Origin of the sequence: Siphonobacter sp. BAB-5405 (genome assembly GCF_002872335.1) — a bacterium.
Taxonomy (GTDB): Bacteria; Bacteroidota; Bacteroidia; order Cytophagales; family Spirosomataceae; genus Siphonobacter.
Map to the genome: position 1 here is coordinate 192,630 of NZ_NJAG01000036.1, position 22,201 is coordinate 214,830.

15 protein-coding genes are annotated in these 22,201 nt (G+C 50.5%); 7 read left to right on the forward strand and 8 right to left on the reverse strand.

Translation table 11 applies throughout. From position 1 onward, the window contains the following. Window positions 1–23: 23 nt before the first annotated feature. The 3 genes from BWI97_RS20265 to BWI97_RS20275 all read right to left on the reverse strand — a co-directional run bounded on the left by BWI97_RS20265 (window position 24) and on the right by BWI97_RS20275 (window position 1,810). On the reverse strand, window positions 24–566 hold the full coding sequence (locus tag BWI97_RS20265) for a DUF1349 domain-containing protein (protein WP_102202670.1): 543 nt from the start codon (window positions 564–566) through the stop codon (window positions 24–26). A 236-nt stretch (window positions 567–802) separates the two neighbouring features. Further along, window positions 803–1,390: a Crp/Fnr family transcriptional regulator gene (locus tag BWI97_RS20270; RefSeq protein WP_102202540.1), complete on the reverse strand. Its 588-nt coding sequence runs from the start codon at window positions 1,388–1,390 to the stop codon at window positions 803–805. A 207-nt stretch (window positions 1,391–1,597) separates the two neighbouring features. Beyond that, window positions 1,598–1,810 (reverse strand): hypothetical protein, encoded by a 213-nt coding sequence (locus BWI97_RS20275; protein WP_094808534.1) that lies wholly within the window; start codon window positions 1,808–1,810, stop codon window positions 1,598–1,600. A gap of 287 nt (window positions 1,811–2,097) precedes the next feature. Here BWI97_RS20275 and BWI97_RS20280 point away from each other — a divergent pair, with 287 nt between their 5' ends. The 3 genes from BWI97_RS20280 (at window position 2,098) to BWI97_RS20290 (ending at window position 4,308) form a co-directional block, all read left to right on the forward strand. Continuing rightward, window positions 2,098–2,541 carry a MarR family winged helix-turn-helix transcriptional regulator gene (locus tag BWI97_RS20280; protein ID WP_102202541.1) on the forward strand — a complete coding sequence of 148 codons (444 nt, stop codon included), beginning with the start codon at window positions 2,098–2,100 and terminating at the stop codon, window positions 2,539–2,541. 13 nt (window positions 2,542–2,554) lie between these two features. Next, entirely contained in the window at window positions 2,555–3,688 is a 1,134-nt protein-coding gene (locus BWI97_RS20285; RefSeq protein WP_102202542.1) for an epoxide hydrolase family protein, read from the forward strand. 101 nt (window positions 3,689–3,789) lie between these two features. Beyond that, the gene (locus BWI97_RS20290) at window positions 3,790–4,308 is read left to right on the forward strand and encodes an antibiotic biosynthesis monooxygenase (protein ID WP_102202543.1); all 519 of its coding nucleotides are present in this window, start codon (window positions 3,790–3,792) and stop codon (window positions 4,306–4,308) included. Window positions 4,309–4,343: 35 nt separating this feature from the next. Here the strand turns inward: BWI97_RS20290 and BWI97_RS20295 are convergent, their stop codons facing one another. The 5 genes from BWI97_RS20295 to BWI97_RS20315 form a co-directional block, all read right to left on the reverse strand. Continuing rightward, window positions 4,344–5,486, reverse strand: coding sequence for a glycoside hydrolase family 88 protein (locus BWI97_RS20295; protein WP_102202544.1), 1,143 nt, complete (start codon window positions 5,484–5,486; stop codon window positions 4,344–4,346). 45 nt (window positions 5,487–5,531) lie between these two features. Further along, on the reverse strand, window positions 5,532–6,515 hold the full coding sequence (locus BWI97_RS20300) for a glycoside hydrolase family 43 protein (protein ID WP_102202545.1): 984 nt from the start codon (window positions 6,513–6,515) through the stop codon (window positions 5,532–5,534). Window positions 6,516–6,589: 74 nt separating this feature from the next. After that, window positions 6,590–8,224 carry a RagB/SusD family nutrient uptake outer membrane protein gene (locus tag BWI97_RS20305; protein WP_102202546.1) on the reverse strand — a complete coding sequence of 545 codons (1,635 nt, stop codon included), beginning with the start codon at window positions 8,222–8,224 and terminating at the stop codon, window positions 6,590–6,592. A gap of 24 nt (window positions 8,225–8,248) precedes the next feature. Continuing rightward, window positions 8,249–11,260, reverse strand: coding sequence for a TonB-dependent receptor (locus BWI97_RS20310; RefSeq protein ID WP_102202547.1), 3,012 nt, complete (start codon window positions 11,258–11,260; stop codon window positions 8,249–8,251). 276 nt (window positions 11,261–11,536) lie between these two features. Then, window positions 11,537–13,438, reverse strand: a complete 1,902-nt coding sequence (locus BWI97_RS20315; RefSeq protein WP_102202548.1) for a family 43 glycosylhydrolase — start codon at window positions 13,436–13,438, stop codon at window positions 11,537–11,539. A gap of 186 nt (window positions 13,439–13,624) precedes the next feature. On the opposite strand from BWI97_RS20315, the gene BWI97_RS20320 reads away from it, so the two are divergent. The 4 genes from BWI97_RS20320 to BWI97_RS20335 all read left to right on the forward strand — a co-directional run bounded on the left by BWI97_RS20320 (window position 13,625) and on the right by BWI97_RS20335 (window position 22,190). Then, the gene (locus BWI97_RS20320) at window positions 13,625–17,818 is read left to right on the forward strand and encodes a two-component regulator propeller domain-containing protein (protein ID WP_102202549.1); all 4,194 of its coding nucleotides are present in this window, start codon (window positions 13,625–13,627) and stop codon (window positions 17,816–17,818) included. Window positions 17,819–18,627: 809 nt separating this feature from the next. Next, the gene (locus tag BWI97_RS20325; protein ID WP_102202550.1) at window positions 18,628–19,368 is read left to right on the forward strand and encodes an SDR family oxidoreductase; all 741 of its coding nucleotides are present in this window, start codon (window positions 18,628–18,630) and stop codon (window positions 19,366–19,368) included. A gap of 47 nt (window positions 19,369–19,415) precedes the next feature. Further along, complete coding sequence (locus BWI97_RS20330; RefSeq protein ID WP_102202551.1) at window positions 19,416–20,321, forward strand: AraC family transcriptional regulator; 906 nt, start codon at window positions 19,416–19,418, stop codon at window positions 20,319–20,321. A 330-nt stretch (window positions 20,322–20,651) separates the two neighbouring features. Beyond that, window positions 20,652–22,190 carry a glycoside hydrolase family 43 protein gene (locus BWI97_RS20335; RefSeq protein ID WP_102202552.1) on the forward strand — a complete coding sequence of 513 codons (1,539 nt, stop codon included), beginning with the start codon at window positions 20,652–20,654 and terminating at the stop codon, window positions 22,188–22,190. The last annotated feature ends 11 nt before the right edge of the window (window positions 22,191–22,201 follow it).

The following is a 22,201-nucleotide window of genomic DNA, read 5'->3' on the forward strand; positions in this document are numbered from 1 at the left end:
ACTTAGCACGCTCGCTGTTACCCCTATTTCTGAACGGGTTTAACCACGAAATTTTCAAAGACGACGGGAAAGCTCTCTTTACCCGGGGCCGCTGCTACCATACCAATCTGAGCTTTAACACCGGGAGGAAAATACGCCAATCGGAGCATTTCAAACTTATGATTATCAAAGGAGTATTCGATTTGAACATAATCCCCTTTGCGGAGTAATTTTAACCAAAGGGAGGCTGGGCTGTCGTGTCGCGGTACCACTGACCAGTCTGAAAACTCACGGGTTACCACTGCACTGACATTCTGTACCCCATCGACGTACTCAATGCCCGTTTTGATCCAGTTTTTTGTGTCGATACGCACCATCAGTCCGGCCTGGTGAAAAAGCTCCCGGTACTGCCCGGTGACTTTCACGCTGGCCTCAAAATCGCCCGTTAGTTCCTGATAATAAAAAGGTCCGGAATCGCGGATGAAATCATAATGGGTGATCCGCCAGAAATCGGTGTTTGGTTCCACCGTCAGGGATAATTTCTGAGCATCACCGCTCCACTGTTTGGGGGGATTAAGCCATTGCATAGAAGATTTCGTTTGGGCAGAAACCAGCAGTGAGGAAAATAAAAAAAGGCTACTAACCAGCAGTTGCTTCATGGGAAATATAAAGAAGGTACATAAAACACCTTTTCGGGGTGTAACCGCAAAACTAGAAGCTGGCCATGATTAAACTTTTTTACAAATGTTAAAAAAAGCGGGTTGGGTTGAAGACCCACTGTACGAAGAAACCTTTCTAGGTTGGGTCGAAACCGTTCCTTCCGTCACCCTCTGGGAGAAGAAGTTAATCCCACTGGCTTCATACGAATTCGGCTCAAGCTAACCTGCGAGATGCCCAGGTACGATGCGATATAGCCTAACTGTACCCGTTGAAGCAGTCCGGGGTAATTATTGAGAAAATCCTCGTACCGCTCCCGGGCAGTTTTGAATTGACGAGCCGTAAAACGTTCCTCCGCCAGTCGTAATTCGGATTCCGCAAATTTTCTACCCCAGTTGGCCAGGTAAAGGTCCTGGCGGTACAAGTCCTGTAGCGTTTCAATAGCAATGGCGTATACCTCCGTACTTTCTAAGGCTTCGAGAAATTCAAAAGCTGCTTTACGAATGGTAAAGCTGTTCATCGACATGGCAATATCACCCTCCTGCCCAAACCAGAACGTAATTTCCCGTTCCTGGTGCAAAACATACGCCCGCACTACCCCTTTTCGAATGAAATACACCTGATCCGCCAGTCGATCCGCACTCATCAGCAAATGCCCTTTCGGTACAGTGATTAGTTTTAGCTCCTGAATAAGTTTTTGCTGGAAAGGCTGCGGCATGGGATCAATCCGATCCAGTATTTCTTCAATCTCCACGGTACGCGTTTTAGTAAAATACGAAGGTAGCGAAGGTTTGCCTAGTGGCTTCGCTTTTTCAATACTACAAACCTCAATCTACCAGAATCACTTTTGATTCCTTACCAATACACAAGTTCATAAAACAGAAAAAGTGGTAGCGTCTTCCGATGCTACCACTTTTTTTTACCTGCAAGGGCGTTACTCGTGCAGGCAATGACTGCTTCCTTACGCTCTACGTCTGGACATTGCAAATACGGCAATGCCTCCCACGACCAAAACTGCTCCGATGTAAGGAGGCCAGTTGACCGTTTCTTTTTTATCAGCCGATACTTCCAGCGGACCAATATCCAGTACTTTTTCTTTTTTGGTGAAGGAGAACCCGGTCCATACTAACATGATGGCACCAACAACGATTAAAAGGAGTCCAGCGGTTTTCATAGATATGCAAAGGTTGTTTTCGTTTGATTACTAAAAACAAGTGCCAATACCGCTGCAACGGTCTAAGTAAGGAGAAGAAAGGCAGGCACACGTATCTGAATTTATCAAAAGCCAGGCAAAAAATCCTCACCGATCTTAATGAAGGCATTGCATCCAATGGCGGTACATCTTTTATTTCTTATGCTGCGTAAATCAGACTTATCGATTCTCCAGTATAAAATAATGTATGTGGCTCTATGCTATTCATTTATCAAAGTTATTTTTGCAAAGTTTACTTTGATAAATGAATGAATTCAGACGAAAATTTAGCCCATGACCTTCGAAAGCTGGTCGTTAGCCTGTATCGGCAGTTGCAAAAACAGATTAGCAACGAAGAACAACTTTCGGTCGCTGCCCAAAATGTACTGTATCAGTTGACCTTACAAGCGGAACTACTGCCTTCTGAACTCTGTACGCGACTCAATATCTCTTCACAGTACATTTCTCAGGTGTTCCATCAGTTGGAAACCCTGCACTACATTTCCCGCAAACCATCACCTACGGACGGGCGGAAAACCCTGGTGTCGCTGACGGAAACGGGCCGAAAAAAAGTTCTGGATTCAAGGCGGGAACGGGAAACTTGGCTAGTAAATCAGATGAACGAACGCTTTTCGGCGGCGGATAAAGAAGTGGTACGCAAAACCATCGATGTTTTAGCAACCTTAATGGATACGCCCCCGTCTTACCTGTAATCAACGCAACCGTATGCACCTTCAACCCTACCGTATTGAAATTCCCGAGGAAGACCTTCAGGACTTGAAACGCCGTCTGGTCCATACCCGCCTGCCCACTCCCCTGCAGAATGCCAGTTGGACGGAAGGTACTGATCCTACTTACTTACGAAATCTGCTGAGCTATTGGACAGACGGTTACGACTGGCGGCAACGCGAACAGTGGTTTAATTCCTTTCCTCATTATCGGGCTGAAGTGGATGGGGTCGCTCTTCATTTCATTCATGCTAAAGCTGCCTCTCCCAATGCCGTACCGCTCCTCCTGATGCAGGGCTGGCCGAGTAGCTTTGTGCAGGTACTCGACTTTATTCCCTTGCTCACGCATCCCGCCCGAGCAGATGCCTTGCATTTTGATGTTATTGCCGTGAGTTTGCCCGGTTATGCCTTTTCGGAACTACCTACGGAACACGGAATGAATTTTGCCCGCGTGGCCGATCTGGTCGTGAAGCTGATGGTTGAGGTACTGGGCTATGAACGTTTTGCCGCCCGAGGCTCCGACCAGGGTGCGTTGGTACAGCAACAGATTGGACTCAAATACCCCGAACGTCTGATTGGGTTGCATCGCAGCGGGATTACGCCCTTTCTGAATCCATTACCAGGTGATCTGACGGAAGAAGAAAAAACGTATCAGCAGCAGGTGGCTATCTGGGCTCAAAGGGAAACGGCGTATGCTCGCCTGCAGGCCCAACGCCCGGAAACGCTGTTGCCCGCCTTAACTGATTCTCCAGCGGGACTAGCCAGCTGGATCCTTGAAAAGTTTCAGCGGTGGGGTGATACGGAAGATCTGGATCAACACTTTGGCCGGGATAAGCTGTTGGACACCATTACCCTGCACTGGTTTGCTCAGGGCGGAGCGGGCTCCATTCGACTCTACCACGAAGCCGCCCGCGATCCGGGCCTGTCGGGACGGGTGCAGGTACCAACCGCCATTGCCATGCCGCTTCGGGATGGTATCACCGTACCTGCACCGCGTCGCTGGGCGGAACGTTTCTATGATGTTCAACAGTGGACGGTGATGGAAAGGGGTGGTCATTTTCCCGAATGGGAAATTCCCGAAGCCCTGGCAGAAGACATACGAAGCTTTTTCAGCCATTTGTTGAGTCAATAAACGAAGGAAACTGCTGCCGGAAAAGATAGGCTTTGCCCGTATTTTTGTGTACAACGTTTATCTTAACGTTCGCTAAAGACCTCAATTCCTACCGAAACCCGATGCCTATCCACGTTGCCATTACCCGTAAAGTACGTCCGGGAAAAGAAGCCGAATTTCGCGAATCGCTACGCCGTTTTTTAGGTGAATCTTTTTCACACGGGGGCGTTCACGGAGCCGCCATGCTTACCTCCTTACCCGACACTGGTGAAATCGGCATTTTGCGAACCTTCGCCGATGAAGCAGAACGCGATGCCTTTTACAGCTCCCAACGGTTTAAAGACTGGGAAGCCTATGCCTCTACGTTAACCGAAGATCCCGTATACCGACAACTCAACGGCCTGGAGGCGTGGTTTCGGTCACCGGGTGCCCCACCCCGCTGGAAAATGGCCCTGGCTACCCTGTGCGGGGTGTTTCCCACGAGTCTGTTTCTAGCCTTCACCGTCGGTCCTTTTATTAAAGATTTCCCTATCGTTCTTCGATTATTGATCACGGCGGCCTGTATGGTCGGTTTACTTACCTGGGTAGTCATGCCTTTCGTCACCAGGGGGCTAAAAAAATGGCTTCACCCGCATCGGTAAAGCCATTGGAAACTATGCATCGGTATTACTCAAAATCAGTGAGCGATGGCGTCTGGTTTTTTCGAGAGTAAACGATGGAGTTCGCAACCCGCGAGCAGGAAAGCTCCTACGCCAAAATTGGCCGTGGAATTGGCATCTACCACCTGTCCCGGTATAGCTTTTTCGCCAATGGGCTGTACATAACCCACTTTCCCATCGGTTTGCAGGGCTACGTTCGACAGATACTGCCAGCCTTTGAGGGCCGCAGGCAGATAGGTTTTCTTCGGTAAATAGCCGTGGTTGATTCCCCAGCACAAGCCGTAGGTGAAGAAGGCCGTACCACTGGTTTCGGGACCGGGAGCATGAGCCGGATCGAGCATACTTCGCGTCCAGTATCCTTCGGGTTGCTGGGTTTTCAGAATAGCCTGGGCCATTTCCTGAAAACGGGTCAGGTACGCCTGGCGATGGGGATCATCCTTAGGTAAATCCTGTAATACTTTAGCCAATCCGGCAAAAACCCAGCCATCTCCACGAGCCCAGAAATCTTTTTTACCGTTCGTACTCCGGTGTTTGGGGTACACGTATTTGGCATCGCGGTAATAGAGTTTTTCCGCGGGATCGTACATGATACCGTTAGCGTAGGTGAAGTATTCGTATAGCTTGGAGAGGTACTGCGGATTGCCCGTTACCTGATACAGCTTGGTCATCACCGGCATCACCATATACAACCCATCGGCCCACCACCAGTAATCTGACTGGGGCGTGTTCATTTCGTACGTCATCACTTCCTTGGCCCGGGCAATTTTATGCGGCTCCGGCTTCAGTCGGTATAGATCAATGTAGGTCTGGAAGCAGATTTGCCAGTCGCCAAACAGTACGTAGTCATCCGTTTCTCCGTACGAATATTTCCATTGGGTCGAATCGGCCGATTTAGCTCCCTTCCATTCATTGTGCTCAGCCCAGTCTTCCGAATACTGACGGTACGCTTCCTTGCCCGTGCGGAAATACGCTTCCATGTTTCCGGTATGATAAGCCGCGTTGTCCCAGAAGGCTCGGCCGTGTTTGGGATGCGTGGACTGCCAGTATTGATTCGCTTTTTCGATGGATGCGAGTACCTGGTCTGCCGTGGGGCGTTGCTGGGACCAGCCCGTACAGGCCAACCCAATCAAACCCAGACTTAATAGAATAGATTTAAACATGTGCTTTCTCTGACTCAATAGGCCTTTAGTTTCTGAAAACGTTGATTAGTTCGGAAATGTCGAACGCAGGTTCCAGCGATCCGTCCAGGTAATGACTGGCTGACCTTTTTCAAACTGAATGGGAAGCCACAGGTAGCGGCTGTCTTTCAGATCCTTGGGATTCCAGCGATCGGCCATAAAAATAAAAGCGTCTTTTTTACCCGGTACGGGCAGAATGTAGGTGGATTGTCCGTCAAAGGTTAGTTCGGCATTTGGCCCACGCATCGGGTCACCCAACAGTTGCCAGGGGCCCATCAGCGACGAGGCCACGTGTACACTGGCCGCGTTGGGTTTCCAGCCCGTACAGCCGCTGGTAATGAGGTAGTACTTGCCTTCTTTTTTAAACAGGGCTGGTGCCTCCCGGTGTTTGCTGAAAAGCAGGGTATCCTGGGTCGTCACGGAAAGGAAATCGTCCGTGAGTTTGGCAATTCGCAGGTCGTAGTTGTCCCGGGCAGCGTATACGTGATACGCAGATCCGTCGTCATCCACAAACAAGGTCATATCCCGCGACATGTGCCCATTGGGCCGAAAACTCTTCACGTAGCGATAGGGACCCGTGGCTTTGTCGCTAACCGCTACGCCAGCCCGGGCGGCGTCATAGCCTTTGCCCGGCAGCTCCAGGTGAAACCACATGACGTACTGTTTCGTTTTCGGGTTATAAATCACCTTGGGTCGCTCCATGAGTCCACCCACGGCGATTTCGCTGGCGGGGTCGGACGATTTAGGCAGGGCCACGCCCTGATTTTTCCAGTGATACAGGTCTTTAGACGTGTATACGCTGACGCCTTCGGAAGCTTTGGTACCGCGAATTTCACCAAACCAGTAGTAGGTGCCACGATCGTAAAGCAAGCCGCCGCCGTGGGCGTTAATCAGCTCGCCGCTTTCGTCATACCAGCGTTCACCCGGCGTGAATGCGTCTCTTTTCTGCTGGCTAAAGCCGGAGGCAGCCAGCCCGGTTAGTAAACTGATGGTCAGCAGTAACTTTTTCATGGTTTAGAGCGTATTGTTAAATAAAGCGTCCGGACTGGGAAAACCCCATCCGGACGCTAAACTACTGGTATTCCTTAATACCCTGGATTTTGCTTTAACTCAGCATCTTTATTTAGCTGAATTTCCGTTAAAGGAATCGGCATCAGTAAATGCGTATTGCTCAGACCACGCGTGGGGTTGAAACCGTTGTTGCTGTTCAGACGAGTAGCCCGCTCTACCAGCGTTTTCGTACGCATGAGCGTCATACGGCGGTTTTCTTCGCCCACCAGTTCCCGAACGCGTTCATCCAGCACAAAATTAAGCGTCATGTCCGAAGCAGAAACTCTACCCACCGTAGGATAGCCTGGGAAGGCCCGCTCCCGAAGTGTGTTGATGCTGGCCGCCGCCGCGTCGAGCTTACCCTGTTTCACCTGAGCTTCGGCTAAAAGCAGGTAGGTTTCACCGAGACGCATCAGCACCATGTCTTTAATCATCGCGTAGCCAAACGTATCGTTGGGATCAAACTGGTACCATTTGGTCGTGTGCGGGGCCAGGTTAAATACCGTATCTGCTCCGGCATAAGGGACGGGTTTTCCGAAAGTCGCCGGTCGGCTGGCATCGTTATAGATGTACCGACGGCGGATGTTGTACTGCGAGTTACGCATATCGCCCGGTTTGTAGAGTTCGTAAAGAACCCAGTTGCTCAGTCGCAAACGACCCAGGGCCCGGCCTCCCGTAGAATCGGAAAGAGCCATACCCGGTACGTTGTGGTAAGCCGCTCCCCATACCCGGCGATGTTGCGGGCTATCGGTAATACCGCCGACCACCGTGCTGGGGTTTTCCTGCTCCAGTACCCAGATGGCTTCGGTGTTGCCCTGTACGCGTCGCTGATTACCGTAGATAAACATATCGTGGTAATAATCACCGGGCTGCGTAGACTGAATGCCGTACCGACCTTTTACCAGTTTAAACCGTCCACTATTTATGATGCCCTGTAACTGAGCTTCCGCCAGATCGGGTTTATCCATCCGCAGGTAGGCTTCTGCCAGTAGCTGCATGGCCATGAACTTATGGGCCCGACCGTACAGCTTTCCTTTGGTATTGCTACCCACGCTTTCAATGTCAGGTAAGTTATTCACAGCAAAGGTCAAATCCTCCACGATGAGTTTGTTTACTTCATCGAGCGAAGCCCGCACGAAATCCGTTTTAGGACCCGTCAACGCCGTCGTAATCACGGGAACGCCGCCAAAACAGGTAGCCAGGTTATTGTAGGCGTAAGCTCTGAAAAACTTGGCTTCGGCACTGATTCGATTCTTGCCTCCCTGACTGATACCCGTCAAGCTCGGATTATCAACGGAATTGATGATCGTGTTGGTGAGATTCACCATGATGTAATTCCGGTTCCAGAAATAACTTGCTGCTCCATCCGTAGGTGTCAGCAGGGTATAGTTGTAATACGGAATTTCAATGCCCTGCTGATTCGGTGTTGCATTGGCAACGTCTGTTCCTACCTGCCATACGCTAAGCCAGCCTTGCTGACCAGACCAGGAGTAATACGTACTGGTATGGTTGTATAATCCGACCAGTGAAGAATTGAGCCCCAGCGAATCGTTTAAGGTAACGGGCGTGTAAGCGGAATAGGGTTTTTCGTCGAGAAAGCTTTTTTGGCAGGACGAAGTTGCCAGAGCTACTGCCGCCAGAGCCGCCAGCTTTAGATATATTTTTTTCATTGTGTGCAAGAGTAAAATCGCGTATTAACGAAGCGAAACATTTAAGCCCAGTACCAGTGAACGGGTCAGGGGATAGTTGTTAGTCCAATCGCCTGAACCACGACTGCTTTGTACCGCCTCGGGATCCCAACCAATCCAGTTGGTGAAGGTGTACAGGTTCCGGCCACTGGCGTATACAGTCAGGCTACCCAGGCCCAGTTTGTTCGCCAGATTCTGGTTCAGATTGTAGCTCAGCGTTACGTCTTTAATCCGGGTGTAACTGGCGTCCGAAGCATATCCATAGCCCCGCGTATTGCGGTAGGCCAGTGAAGGCCGGGTATTGCTTTTGTTTTCAGCCGTCCAGTAACCTACCTCAATAGGTGTATTCCGTTTGCCCGTTTCATCGGCGTAGGTTAAATCCGCGTTGTTACGGGTTATTCCCTGTACGGTTTGAATGAATACACTCAGGTGCAGATTCTTGTAATGGAAGGTGTTGGTTAAACCGCCCGTCCATTTAGGAGCCGTTTGTCCGAGGATAATCCGGTCGCCATCGGGAGTAATTTTTCCATCCCCGTTGATGTCGGCAAACTTCAAATCTCCCGCAACGGCTCCGGGATCCTGATCGGCCGCACTTTCGCCCTGTTGCCAAACCCCGATCATTTTGTAATCGTAAATCACACTGATGGGCTTACCAATAAACCAGCGATTGCCTAAATCATCTTTCTTATCGCCGTACAGATCCACAATGCGGTTACGGTTAGAAGCAAAGACGAGGGTGGTCTCCCACTTGAAATCCGAAGCCGTGAGGTTACGCGTGTTCAGCGTTACTTCAACCCCGGTGTTCGAGGTTTCGCCCAGGTTGTCGAACACGCTGGAGTAACCCGTCATGATGGGAAGGCTACGCAACAATAGTAGGCCTTTCGTGCGGTTTTTATACAACTCCACACTACCGTTGATACGGTCGTTGAAGAGTCCGAAATCCACACCTAAGTTCTGGCTTACCGTCGTTTCCCATTGCAGATTGTTGTTACCCAGGTTGCCCGGGAAGGTTCCGATGGTACTAATGCCGTTGAAAGGCGAGCGGCCCGTGTTGGATGTCGTAATCGTCCGGTATACGCTGATGGCTTCGTTACCCGTTTTTCCGTACGAGAACCGCAGTTTCAGGTTGTTAATAATGCTCTGATTTTTCATGAACGCTTCGTTGCTGATATTCCAGCCCAAAGCCGCTGAAGGGAACAGACCATACTTTGTCGTATTGCCTCCGAAAACCGACGATCCGTCATTCCGGGCCGTAACGGTCAGTAGATAGCGACTGTCATACGAATAGTTCACCCGACCCATTTGAGAATTCAGGGCATAGCGGTCAGCGTACGAACTACTCGACTGCGTAGCTCCGGCTCCCAGGTTATTGAACGAAAGCTGGTCATTCACAAAACCCGTAGAGGAACCCGACGTAGTACCGTACTTACGTTGCTGGGCACTGTACAGACCCGTAAAATCGAAGTGGTGCTTGCCAAAATCCTTGGTATAGGAGATGATGTTTTCCAGCGTGAAACTGTTGGTTTCCGAGAAGAACGTATTTGCCGTTCCCAACAGGTCATTCGCTGCCCGTCCGGTATAGCTGCCCGTACGTGAAGGAATGTAGGAGTAACCGATGTTCATGCGGTACTTCAAACCGTCCAGTTTACCAGGCAACTTTACTTCCACGTAACCGTTACCGTTCAGGTTCGTACTCCGATCCAGTCGATCCGTAGTTAAACCCAGTAGGGGGTTCGAAAACAATTGCTCGGGGAACATAGGGAAAATCTTATAGGTCCCGTTTGCATTGTACATCTGGCCGTAGGGGCTCATAGCCGAGGCATTCAGCAGGTTGGCCCGGCCACCGTCGCGGTTGTTGTTGGCAATAAACAGTGACGTTCCCACAGTCAGGAAATCCGTCAGCGTCACATCAAGATTCGAACGGAAACTGGCCCGCTTATAGTTGTAGCCTTTCACAACACCTTTCTGATCCAGAAACTCGCCCGAAACGAAGTACCGGACATTGGGAGATCCTCCGGAAATGCTCAGGTTATGATCCTGCAAAACGCCCGTTCGGGTCGATTCCTTGATCCAGTCGGTCGTGATACCGGCGTTGTAATTCGGAAGCTCGTCGTAGTTTGGAACGGGGAAAGGTGCCTTCTGACCCGTTTGTGCGATAAAATCGGCGTACTTCTGAACGTATTCAGCTCCGTTTCTGGGGCGAAGAATGTGTGAAAACTCTTCAATCCCTACGTAGTTATTATAGCGAATGGTAGGCTTGCCGGTGTTTCCGCGTTTGGTCGTAATCAGGATTACCCCGTTAGCTCCGTTCGTACCGTAAATGGCTACGGCAGAGGCATCCTTCAGAATTTCCATCGACTCGATGTCGTTCGGGTTGATGTCGTTGAGCGAACCGCCGGTTTTACTCAGCGGAATACCATCCACCACCACGAACGGTCCCGAATTGGCATTGATCGAGTTCTGGCCCCGAATGGTCGTAGAAGGTGTAGCACCGGGTACGGAAGAAGGCTGCGAGATATTTACCCCCGCCACGGATCCCTGCACGGCCTGTAATACGTTGGTCACGGGCAATTGCGACAGACGTGCTTTGGGTACGGAGGCCACCGATCCCGTAATATCCGAACGTTTCTGGGTACCATAGCCCACAACGACCACCTCGCTCAAGGCCCGGCTATCGTCTTTCATCTGGACATTGATGGTGGTCTGTGAGCCTACTACTACTTCCTGGGTGGCATACCCTACGTACGAGAAAACCAGAGTTGGATTGGACGTACCCTCGGGAATCTGGAGTCTGAAATTCCCGTCGGTGTCGGTATTCGTTCCCAGCGTTGTTCCTTTTAAGGAAACGCTAGTACCGGGAATTCCCTGTCCGTTGCCGTCGGTTACTTTCCCGGTGATGATAATGGCTTGACGGGAAGTCTTCGCTGAGGCGTGTAAAGGACTTCCGGTCCAGGGCTGGGCGAATCCACCCCGCAGGTGTAACATCGCTCCACAAATAAGTAGCCATTTAAATTTCATAGAAGTAAAAAAAGGTGTCTAACTATTGGTAGAATTAATATTCAATCGATAGTGGTCGGTTAAACTATTTACTTGAATAGTCCAAAAGTAGAGGTCCGCAAGCAGAACAAACGGGGACGATTTCGTCAAAAAGCGGGGGTAAATTTGACTTCGCCCCATTCAGTATCAGGGGGTTACCAGATGACTTCCCTAAAGACGATTGCAAGCACCTTTTAGGCCATAAAAAAACAGCTGATGCTCAGAGCACCAGCTGTTTTGAGGTATGAAAAGTCAGGTTTATTTCTTCAGTGATACGGGAGCAATCCCTTCCAACGTGGGCTTCGCTGGAGCAATGCTACCGTCCGGATTGAAGGTCAGCCGATCGATACAGGTTTCGCGATTATACCCCGCCGCATCGCCCAGCGTGATGCCATCGGGGTAGCGGAAGCGGTGATAGACAATGTACCATTCATCCCTGCCCGGCACCTGAATCACCGAGTTGTGACCCGTACCGTAAATCCCTCGACTCTTGTCTTTTTCGATGACGAGGTTATTGGATGGAATAGTCAGAGGACCCAGCGGAGACTTTGCTGTAGCGTAGCGTACCCGGTAATTTTCACTGCGAGTATCATCTTCCGACCAGAAGAAGTAATACGTTCCTTTCCGATAGATGACGTAGGTGCCTTCGCGGAAAGTCTGATCCGGCGTCAGAATTTTCTGCGTTTCGGGTTTGAGTGAACGCATATCTTCGCTAAGCTCCGCCGCGGCCAGATAGCCATTTCCCCAGTACAGGTAGCTTTTGTTCGTTTGCGGATCAGTAAAAACATCCGGATCGATTTCCTGCCCGTGTTTAATGCCTTCGGGATGTTTATCAATGAAAGGCTTACCAATGTCGGTAAAGGGTCCCGTCGGCTCGTCGGCGATGGCCAGGCCAATTTTTTGGGCTCCCGAATAGTAATAAAAGTACTGATACTTCCCGCCAATTTTCTTCTCCACAATGCACGGTGCCCAGGCGTTGCGGTTGGCCCAGGTGGTTTGCTTGGGCAAATCCAGAATAACCCCTTCGTCGTGCCAATCTACCAGATTCGTGGACGAAAAGGTTTTGAAGTACGTACCTCCCCAGTTATCAAAACCATCACTGGTTGGATAGAGATAGAACTTACCCGTTTTCTCCGCGTACAGCACTTCCGGATCCGCAAAATGGCCACCCAGTACGGGATTATTCGCCAGCGGCCATTGCTTCGTCAGAGCCTGATACTCGGCCTGCGTAATCGGCAGAATGGTACCGTGCCGGGGGAGGAAATTCATAGAAATTTCGTGGTCTACTTTCGTAAAGTGCTCCAGGTCTTTGCTGGTCGTAAATTCGTAGCGGCCCTTGGTGTAGACATCGTACATAAGAATGTACTGGTCGGAATGGTTGAGTTTAAAAATTCCGGAGCCTTCCACCGGATCCTTGGTCTGTTGCAGGTAGGCGTCGTGCTGGGTGTAAGGACCCGTCAATTGTTTGGCGGTAGACTGCTTGATGCCATTACCGTTGCCTTCCGTTTTATAGAATAGGTGGTATACCCCATCTTTCCGGATAATATCCGCATCGATACAGGAACCGCCCTGAGGGTTGGTGAAGAGCAACTGGGGCGTACTTTCCAAGGCCGTGAAATCCGCGTTGGCGTAGGCATAGTAGATTTTATCAGCATCTTGCCCGAATCGCATGGACCAGTAAATCATATACTTTTTCGCGACGGGATCGTAGATGGTTTGCGGAGCCCATACCCGGTTTACTTCCTTGAAGGCCGGATACGTTTGCGTAATGTCAATTTTACTGGATTGCCAGTGCAGTAGATCCTTCGAACGCAGCAGCACCATGCCGTGATTAGGACCCCAGCTATTTTTGACGGTATGCATGTCCGTGGCTACCATGTAAAACGACTTGCCGTCTTCACTACGCAGAATATGCGGATCGCGAACGCCGCCCGTGGCACTTATCTCGGCCGAGGGAATAACCGGCTGATTGAAGTTGAGTGCCTTATAGTTGTAACCATCTTTACTGACGGCAAAACGTATGGCTTCCTGATTAGCTCCTTTACCGGTAAAGTAAACGAAAAGGTACGCCGAATAGGGATCTTTCCGAAGGGGTTCGGCCCATCCGGAGGGAATGAAACCTACGAAAAGCCACAGACAAAAAAGAATACGATAGGACATAAAGGTTTTGAAAAGGAATTGAAAAAATACTTGTGAATAAGAGAAAAATAAGTAAACTTATGATCTTTTTAAGTTGATTTTCGAGTGGATTATTTCTCTTACACCACGCGTACAACAAAGTTAGAACCTGCGTAATGGCCGGGGAGGCTTTTTTTCGTCAAAACAGAGGGGCATATTAGCCAATCTATGAAGTTCTTTTTCTTAAGCTGTCTTTTCTGGATGAGTTGCTGCCTGATACCGGCGATGGCTCAATCCGCACCTTTTCGGTTCGAACATATTACGGTCAACGAAGGCCTTTCCCACAGCGATGCCATGTGCGTCGCTCAGGATCGGCTGGGTTTTACCTGGGTTGGAACCAATAAGGGGCTGGATCGGTACGACGGGCATACCCTGAAGACGTACGACTTGCCTTTGAATGACCGCCTGGGGACGACGGCCAACCGCGTTCGAACGCTGCATGTGGACCCCAGCGGACGCTTGTGGGTGGGTGTGGAACGAGCCGGATTATATCTGTACAACGCTTCAAAAGACCGCTTTTCCAGTATTCAGGAATGTGCAGGAGCCGCTGCTTTTCAGGCTCTGGCTCAACAATTATCCGAAGTAAACATCAATGCCATTACCTCCGACGCCCCGCACCGCCTCTGGATTGCCACCCATCAGGCCGGATTGTTTGTCGTAGAGCTGGCTCCTTCGGGAAGCATTCAAAAGATTGCCCAGATTCCGATCTTCGGTCAGCCCAGCATTTCCCGACTTGCGGTAGATCGTACCGGACAGGTTTGGGTGGGAACGCTTAATCATGGGCTATGGGTCATCAAGCCCCATTCCCGCACGGCTTTACAGGTACAGGCTCTGGGACAGACACCGATTCGGGCTCTTCACCGGGATTACCGGGGTGATTTGTGGATTGGTACGGGAAATCAGGTATTCTGGGCTCCAAACGCTACACTCGCTCAGGCGGGACAGTTACAGCCCCAAGCCCTACCCTTGCAGTTTGCAACGATTGAAAGCCTGTTTCTCGATTCATTTCAACGACTATGGATTGGTACCAGTTATGGCCTGATGCTTATGCGGCCTGCCCAGCGTAACGGACTGCCGCTGGATGTGACCGACGTACAAACCTTCCTGCCCCAGGATACGGATTTACGCAGCATCAATTCCGTACGGGTGCACGATATTCTGGAAGATCGGTTTAATAACCTCTGGCTGGCAACTTCGGCCGGGGGCCTCAACTTGCTGAAACTCCGCTCGAAACCATTCGGTCTCATCCGGCGGCAGATGCTAGGCTCCACGACTCCGGCTCACAATTACATCAATACCATTTTTAAAGACGAAAAAGCCCAGCAGATCTGGATGGGTACCCGTAACGGATTTGCCAGTTACGACCTCCGCCAAAAAACCTTCAAAAATTACCTCAGTAGTACGGTATTTGGCCGGGATAATGGCATGGACGTATCGGCTATCTATCAGGATACCCAGGGTACTTTATGGATCGGTACGCGTTACAAAGGCCTCTTGCGGATGGCTCCCGGCGGAAGCTCACCACCCCGCCTGCAAGCTCCCGTCCCGAACGGACCGGACTGGCGAAACATCTGCATCGAACACATCACGCAGGACCGCCACGGTATGCTGTGGGTTGCCACCAGCAGTGCCGGTATTCTTGCGTACGATGAGCAGGGAAAATACCGGGGTACCTACTCGCCCGATCAGCGTAATTTGCCCACGCGACAGATTACCTCGCTTCTGTACGACGCCAGTCAGGATTGTTTATGGGCCAGTACACGGGATCAGGGCGTGCTCAAACTCCAGATCCGGCAGGGTAAATTGTCCTTGCTGAAAGCCTTTACGCACCAACCGGGTAATCCGAATAGTCTGCAAACAAATTACGCCTGGCCCCTGGCCAAAGATTCCGCCGGAAACCTCTGGATCGGTACCATCGGGGGTGGTCTGCACCGACTCACACCCGGTACGGAACGCATCGAACGCTACCGCCGCTGGGTACCCGAAAACGATATTGAAAGTTTACAGTTTGACGAATCGGGAAATCTCTGGATTGGCGGAACGGGTCTGTATCAGTTCACCCCCCGTACTCGTCAGCTCTGGCATTATGATGTAACGGACGGCCTCCAGAGTAATTCCTTTAAAGTCGGAGCCTCCTACCGCTCCAGCGACGGGACGCTTTACTTCGGCGGTATCAACGGTATTACGTCTTTCAAACCCGCCGCAATCCGTCCGAACCCGTATCCGCCGCTGGTACAGATCACCGAATTTCGCGTACACAATCAACCCGTAGCTACGGGTGATACGTTAAATGGTCGGGTACTGCTGGAAAAGCCGTTTTCGGCAAATCCGGATGTTCGGCTGGAGGCCTCTGAAAACGATTTTTCGCTGGCTTTTGTCGCCCTGAACTATGCCAACCCGAAGAAGCAACGGTACGCGTATCGTCTGGCAGGATACAATACGAATTGGGTGGAATTGCCCAGCGGACAACGGATGGCCAGTTTTTCAAACCTGGCTGCCGGTACATATACGTTTCTGGTGAAAGCAACCAACGGCGACGGCATCTGGTCGAGCCAGTCCGCTCAGATGCAGGTAACGATTTTACCGCCCTGGTGGAAAAGCTGGTGGGCCTACGTGCTTTATGGCTGTATCCTGACGGGGGCTCTGCTGTTGTACCGCCGCATCGCTACGGCCCAGCAGGCTCTGAAAAATACGCTGGCTTTTGAAAAATTCCAGCATGAAAAAGAAAAGGAACTGACCGATTTGAAGCTGAGCTTTTTCACGAATGTCTCCCACGAACTCCGAACGCCCCTTACGCTAATTCTGGGACCGATGGAAGAACTGGTATCTTCCAAATACCAGCAAAGTGGCTTGCGGGAAAAAGTATTACTCATGCACAGCCAGACGCGTAAGCTACTTGATCTGGTGAATCAGTTACTCGATTTTCGCAAGGTGGAGTCGGGTCACTTGTCCCTGAAGGCCAGTCGGGAAAACATTAGCAGTTTTGTGGAGGAGCTGTATCTCATTTATCAGCTCAAAGCCGAAGAAATGCAACTGGATTACCGGCTGGAAAAACCGGCAGAGCCCATCTACCTGTATTTTGACCGGAACAAACTGGAAATCATTCTGACTAATCTCTTGTCAAATGCCTTCAAGTACACCCGCCCGCAGGACCGGATTCGCTTGTCCCTACAGGTCGTGGGAGATGCCGGGCAGTCGGCGGAGTACCAGAATGGCCGGCTTCTACAGCATTACCTGGAAATTCAGGTACGGGATTGGGGTGTAGGGATGCCCACCGAAGAACTCGAGCACATTTTCGATCCCTATTTCCAGGCTTCTCATACCCAAACGCTGAAGATTGTAGGTTCGGGCATTGGCCTTTCGTTGGTGAAACAGTGGGTGGAACGGCACCGGGGCGAAGTTTCGGTGACCAGTGCACCGGATCAGGGGACTACCTTTACGGTCCGCCTGCCTTTCGGAAACCGCCATTTGCAAGCCTCCGAAATTCACGTTCCCGAAACCTCCGTTCCCGCTACGCTGGAGCTACCCGAGGCCGATGCGGAACTCCTGGCGGCCACCAGTCAGTTACCGGTTTCGCTTCGCGTATTGGTGGTAGAAGACAACGAAGAAGTGCGGAAGTATCTGCACCAGCTATTGGTCGGTGAATTTGAAGTACTAACGGCCGTTGATGGGCTGGATGGCTGGAATCAGGCCCTGGCGAGTCTGCCCGATCTGATCATTAGTGACATCATGATGCCCCGAAGCGACGGTCTGGAACTCTGCCGAAAAATCAAGCAGCATCCCAAAACCAATCATATTCCCGTATTGCTGCTTACGGCCCGAGCCGCGGCGGTGTACGAACTGGAAGGTCTGGAACACGGAGCCGACGATTATATTGCCAAGCCCTTCCATCCTAAAATCCTGTACGCCAAGATCACGAGTATACTGCTGAACCGGGTCAAACTACGGGAGTATTACCAGCGAAAAATTTTGCTGGAGCCCTCCGAAGTCGTCATTCCGGATGCCGATAAGTTCTTCCTGGAAAAGGCCATGCAGATTGTCGAAAGCCAATTACAGGAACCTGAATTCAACGTTCAGATCCTGGTTCAGGAAATGGGCATGAGTCAGTCGGTATTCTATCGGCGGCTGAAAAGTATTACCGGGCAAACCGTTGTTGAATTCATTCGCGATGTACGCATGAAACGGGCCGCCCAGCTTCTGGCCAGCACCCCGATGCGGGTATCGGATATTGCGTATCAGGTAGGGATTGAAGACGTGAAGTATTTCCGGAAAATGTTCCAGAAGCTGTACAACGTGCCGCCCTCGGAATACGCCCGACAATTTCGAACGACGACTACGCCGCTGGAAGAAGACTACAGTTAAAACGTGTAAATCACAAACAGGGTTAATCCAATAATCACTACCATTAACGCATAGATGAGCCATGCAGGATAGTGACTTTTTCTGGGGTTGGAAGGCGATGCGTTCATAGCGTGTTTTCGGTAGGCAATACTAAGCCATCCGCTCGCCCGAACGGGGGTACAAATTCGGTAGTTAAGGGGGAAGAATTGGGCGACACTTCGATTCAGTCGTGTATTTCGCCTGATCGCGAGCCGATGGTCCTTGTTTGCCAGTTATCCAACAGAAACTATAAGGCATTCCTTACGTTCCCCAAGCAATAATAAAGGCTCTCTCCAATAATCGGAGAAAGCCTTTACCAGGATACATAGAGGTGGGTGGATATAAAATGCTACATGGACTCTTAGAAATCTTCCTTATACAGGAACTCCGTCAGTCATTTTGATAATCCCCATAAATCAGCCTGACTAACGGAGTAGGTTCCAACCAGAGAACCCGGCCCTGCAACAAGGAGCAGAGATCTTGTTTCAATCCCTCTGCATTAACGAGACGATACAAAAGTAACGGTTTATACTATACGAAAAAACGGCTTAATTTTACCATAAAGATGCCCTTACTATTAGGGTTGAGCGAATCCATCAGTTAATCCCATTTATTGATTCCGGATAGGATGTAGGGACCTTGGGCTGAATCTTAGCGGAGACATGCCGGGCTACCACTGTTTATACACCATTCATCCCTACCCCAACATTTTGGCTAAGTCTTCTGCATTTTAGGCTACGTTTAGCAAATGGGTGATTGTGAACTTTGTCGAAACATTCCACAGCACACGTATGTCAAGCACAAATCAGGGAAAAGTTATCGTCATCACGGGAGCCAGCAGTGGCATTGGCCAGGCTACCGCTCGCCTGTTAGCTCAGCAAGGGGCGATTGTGGTTCTGGGAGCCCGGCGGGAAGATCGTCTGATCGAACTCGTACATCAAATTAAAGAACAGGGCGGACAGGCTACTTACGTTCTAACCGATGTTAGCCAGCAGGCAGATCTGACGCGTCTGGTTGCGTTGGCCCGTCAGCAGTACGGCAAGGTAGATGCTATCATCAATAATGCGGGCGTGAGTGAGCTTTCGCGAATGGATGAGTTACAAATTGAGGATTGGGAAAAGATGATCGATATTAACCTGAAAGGCGTTCTGTACGGTATCGCTGCGGGGCTGGCAGTATTCAAACAACAGGGTTTCGGGCACATCATTACCATTATTTCTACCTCGGGGATTAAAATTACGCCCAATCAGGGCGTCTACGCGGGAACCAAAAACGCCGTTCGTACCATTCATGAAGCACTGCGACAGGAATCTAAAGGGAAGTATCGGGTGACGGGCATTTCACCAGGCATGGTAAAAACCGATTTTGTAGCTCAGTTGAAAAATGAAGCCTTAAAAGCAGCCATCACGGATCAAATGGACACGTTCGGCCTGCCGCCCGAAGCCGTGGCCCGAACGGTGGCCTTTGCTCTGGAACAACCGGATGACGTAGAAATTGGTGATATTGTCATTCGTCCGACCGCCCAGGACTAGTAGAGGGCATTCAGCCCTCAGCCCTTACGCTTATACAGATTGATCGCATGAAAGCACCGCAAACGCACGTTTTTAAAACGATTACCGAGCTGCTAGAGCACCTGAAGCAGCCGAAGCCCTTGCATCCGCTGATCGCTCTGGTTTCGTATCAGGCAACCGCTCCCGATTTAGAGCAGGCCGGAGCCGTTTTCATGCTTGATTTTTATAAAATCTCTTTTAAAACCCGCTTCAACGGTCACGTTCGGTACGGACCGGGCTACTATGATTTCCAGGAGGGTGGACTGGCTTTTCTAGCTCCGCATCAGTTGGTGACCATGACTGCTTCCACGGACAACTACGAGGGGTTCGCCCTGTATTTTCATCCGGATCTGATTCGACCCTATCCGCTCGGCAAGTCGATCCGGCAGTATCATTTTTTTTCCTACGATGTCTCGGAAGCCCTGTTTTTATCGGCGAGTGAAAAGGAGGTCATTACCTCGCTATTTGATTCCATTCAGCGGGAGCTTCACACCAACATCGATGCCTTTAGTCAGGACGTACTGGTTTCGCAGATTGAACTGCTACTGCATCACAGTAATCGCTATTACAACCGGCAATTTCTGACGCGTAAAGCAGTCCATCATGATTTAATAACCACCATGGATGCGTACCTAACCAGCCGATTCTCGCAACCGTTGAACGGCATTCCCACGGTACAGGAAGTGGCGGATTACGTGAAGGTATCGCCCCGCTATTTAACGGATCTACTCAAAACGCTACACGGGGTCAGTACGCAGCAGTACATTCACAATCAGTTGATTGAAACGGCGAAAACCTACCTGAGTACGAGCGGCTTAACCGTGGCTGAAATTGCGTACCATCTGGGTTTTGAGCATCCGCAATCGTTCAGCAAGCTGTTCAAAGCCAAAACCAGACTTTCTCCGGTGGCCTTTCGGCAATCCTTCAGGGATTAGATTTCAGCTGAGAACGCATAGATCAGAATGTCTCTTTCGATACCAATGTCCTGCAAATTGATAGGCTTAGACAGCAGGACTTTTAGGAAATAGGTTCTCCTGTGTAGTTTATAAAAGCAGAATCGGTCTTGCCTGGCAATCGATTCTGCTTTAGGCAACCAATAGGTTTTGCCCCACTCATTCGGTTAGTCTTTTCTGCCGCTTCCCGTCAGGCAAAGTCGATTCATACGTAAAAAGCGGTCGATTTTACATTTATTTGTACTGGCAAGGCTGGCTATACGTACACGCTTACGACAGCCGATTGCCGCATGTATTACCTCGACAAACCGTATGAAACTCCTTTTCTTCCTGCTTTTTACCCTTCCCTTTTTGACTTTCTCAAAGCCTGAAAGCATTTCCTCTGTCTCTGCCTTGGCTTTAGTCGATAGTAGCCAGCGGCGGGAAAATCCGGTCATTCCCGGGGATTTCGCGGACCCTTCGATCATTCGTGTGGGTCAAACGTACTACGCGACCGGAACTTCTTCGGAATGGGCACCCCATTTTCCTTTACTTCAGTCCACCGATTTATTGCACTGGAAGCCCATCGGGTACGTGTTTCCCAAAACGCCCGCCTGGGCGGCGGCTTCGTTCTGGGCTCCGGAGCTGTATTACCGAAACGGTACCTACTTTGTGTATTACGTAGCCCGCAAAAAAAGCGATGGCATTTCCTGTATCGGCGTAGCGACATCCAGGAATCTGGCGAAAGGATTTACCGATCGGGGCATTTTGCTGGAGTTTGGCAAAGAAGCCATTGATCCCTTTGTGATCGAAGATAAGGGTCAGTTGTACATCACCTGGAAAGCCTATGGTCTGGATCAACGGCCCATTGAAATTCTGGGGAGCCGACTTTCCAATGACGGATTAAAAGTACAAGGAGAACCCTTTATGCTCCTGCGGGATGATAAAAAAGAAGGATTGGAAGGACAGGCTCTCATCAAGCGAGACAACGCATACTATCTGTTTTATTCCCCCGGCAATTGCTGCGGCAGAGATTGTAATTACAAAGTAGAAGTTGCCCGGTCGGCATCTTTGCAGGGACCCTATACCCGCTTTGAAGGCAACCCCCTACTGGCCGAAACCGACGAATGGAAGTGCACAGGCCACGGCACGCTGGTTACTTCGCCAGCCGGAAAAACCTATTACCTGTACCATGCTTATAATAAGAAGGATCTGGTGTACACGGGTCGACAAGGTATGCTGGGCGAAGTAGTATGGGATGCGGAATGGCCCCGAATCAAACCGCTGGGCAACGACGCGGAACGCGTCAAGAATTTCCGGGATGATTTTTCCGCAACCACGGTATCCGGCAGCTGGCAGTGGGATTTTCGTCATGCCACACCGGAAGTTAAAGTAAGCAAGGGTAATCTTTTCTTAACGGGTCAATCCCTTGCAAACAACCTTTCCGGTACGGCGTTGACGATTCGACCCCTTCTGGGTGATTATACCATGACCACCGAAGTCGTCAATCAAAACGCGGCCTTGAAAGGCCTGGTGCTCTACGGGGATGCCGGACAAGCCGTAGGCATCGGCATGCAGGGCAATCAGGTACAGATTTGGGAGGTAAAGAAAGATCAGCGGCAGATTCTCCGGCAGGAGTCGATTGCTTCAGCAAAAGCAGTTCAGCTTAAAATGGACGTGAAAGAGGGCTCCCGATTGCGGTTCTATTGGAGTCCGGACGGTAAAAAATGGAACGAACTCACCACTACCTCCGGTGTGTATGATGGAAGCTTTCTGCCCCCCTGGGACCGTAGTCCACGACCCGGCTTATTGCATCAGGGGGCCTCGGGCGAGCCAGCCGTATTTAGTTTCTTTGCCCTTTCTTACCAATAATTTAGGTACAG

Bases quoted from the DNA above. Each gene is read 5' to 3' on its own strand.
- BWI97_RS20265 (WP_102202670.1), bottom strand. From the start codon at position 566: ATGCAATGGCTTAATCCCCCCAAACAGTGGAGCGGTGATGCTCAGAAA.
- BWI97_RS20275 (WP_094808534.1), bottom strand. From the start codon at position 1,810: ATGAAAACCGCTGGACTCCTTTTAATCGTTGTTGGTGCCATCATGTTA.
- BWI97_RS20280 (WP_102202541.1), top strand. From the start codon at position 2,098: ATGAATTCAGACGAAAATTTAGCCCATGACCTTCGAAAGCTGGTCGTT.
- BWI97_RS20285 (WP_102202542.1), top strand. From the start codon at position 2,555: ATGCACCTTCAACCCTACCGTATTGAAATTCCCGAGGAAGACCTTCAG.
- BWI97_RS20290 (WP_102202543.1), top strand. From the start codon at position 3,790: ATGCCTATCCACGTTGCCATTACCCGTAAAGTACGTCCGGGAAAAGAA.
- BWI97_RS20295 (WP_102202544.1), bottom strand. From the start codon at position 5,486: ATGTTTAAATCTATTCTATTAAGTCTGGGTTTGATTGGGTTGGCCTGT.
- BWI97_RS20300 (WP_102202545.1), bottom strand. From the start codon at position 6,515: ATGAAAAAGTTACTGCTGACCATCAGTTTACTAACCGGGCTGGCTGCC.
- BWI97_RS20305 (WP_102202546.1), bottom strand. From the start codon at position 8,224: ATGAAAAAAATATATCTAAAGCTGGCGGCTCTGGCGGCAGTAGCTCTG.
- BWI97_RS20310 (WP_102202547.1), bottom strand. From the start codon at position 11,260: ATGAAATTTAAATGGCTACTTATTTGTGGAGCGATGTTACACCTGCGG.
- BWI97_RS20315 (WP_102202548.1), bottom strand. From the start codon at position 13,438: ATGTCCTATCGTATTCTTTTTTGTCTGTGGCTTTTCGTAGGTTTCATT.
- BWI97_RS20320 (WP_102202549.1), top strand. From the start codon at position 13,625: ATGAAGTTCTTTTTCTTAAGCTGTCTTTTCTGGATGAGTTGCTGCCTG.
- BWI97_RS20325 (WP_102202550.1), top strand. From the start codon at position 18,628: ATGTCAAGCACAAATCAGGGAAAAGTTATCGTCATCACGGGAGCCAGC.
- BWI97_RS20330 (WP_102202551.1), top strand. From the start codon at position 19,416: ATGAAAGCACCGCAAACGCACGTTTTTAAAACGATTACCGAGCTGCTA.
- BWI97_RS20335 (WP_102202552.1), top strand. From the start codon at position 20,652: ATGAAACTCCTTTTCTTCCTGCTTTTTACCCTTCCCTTTTTGACTTTC.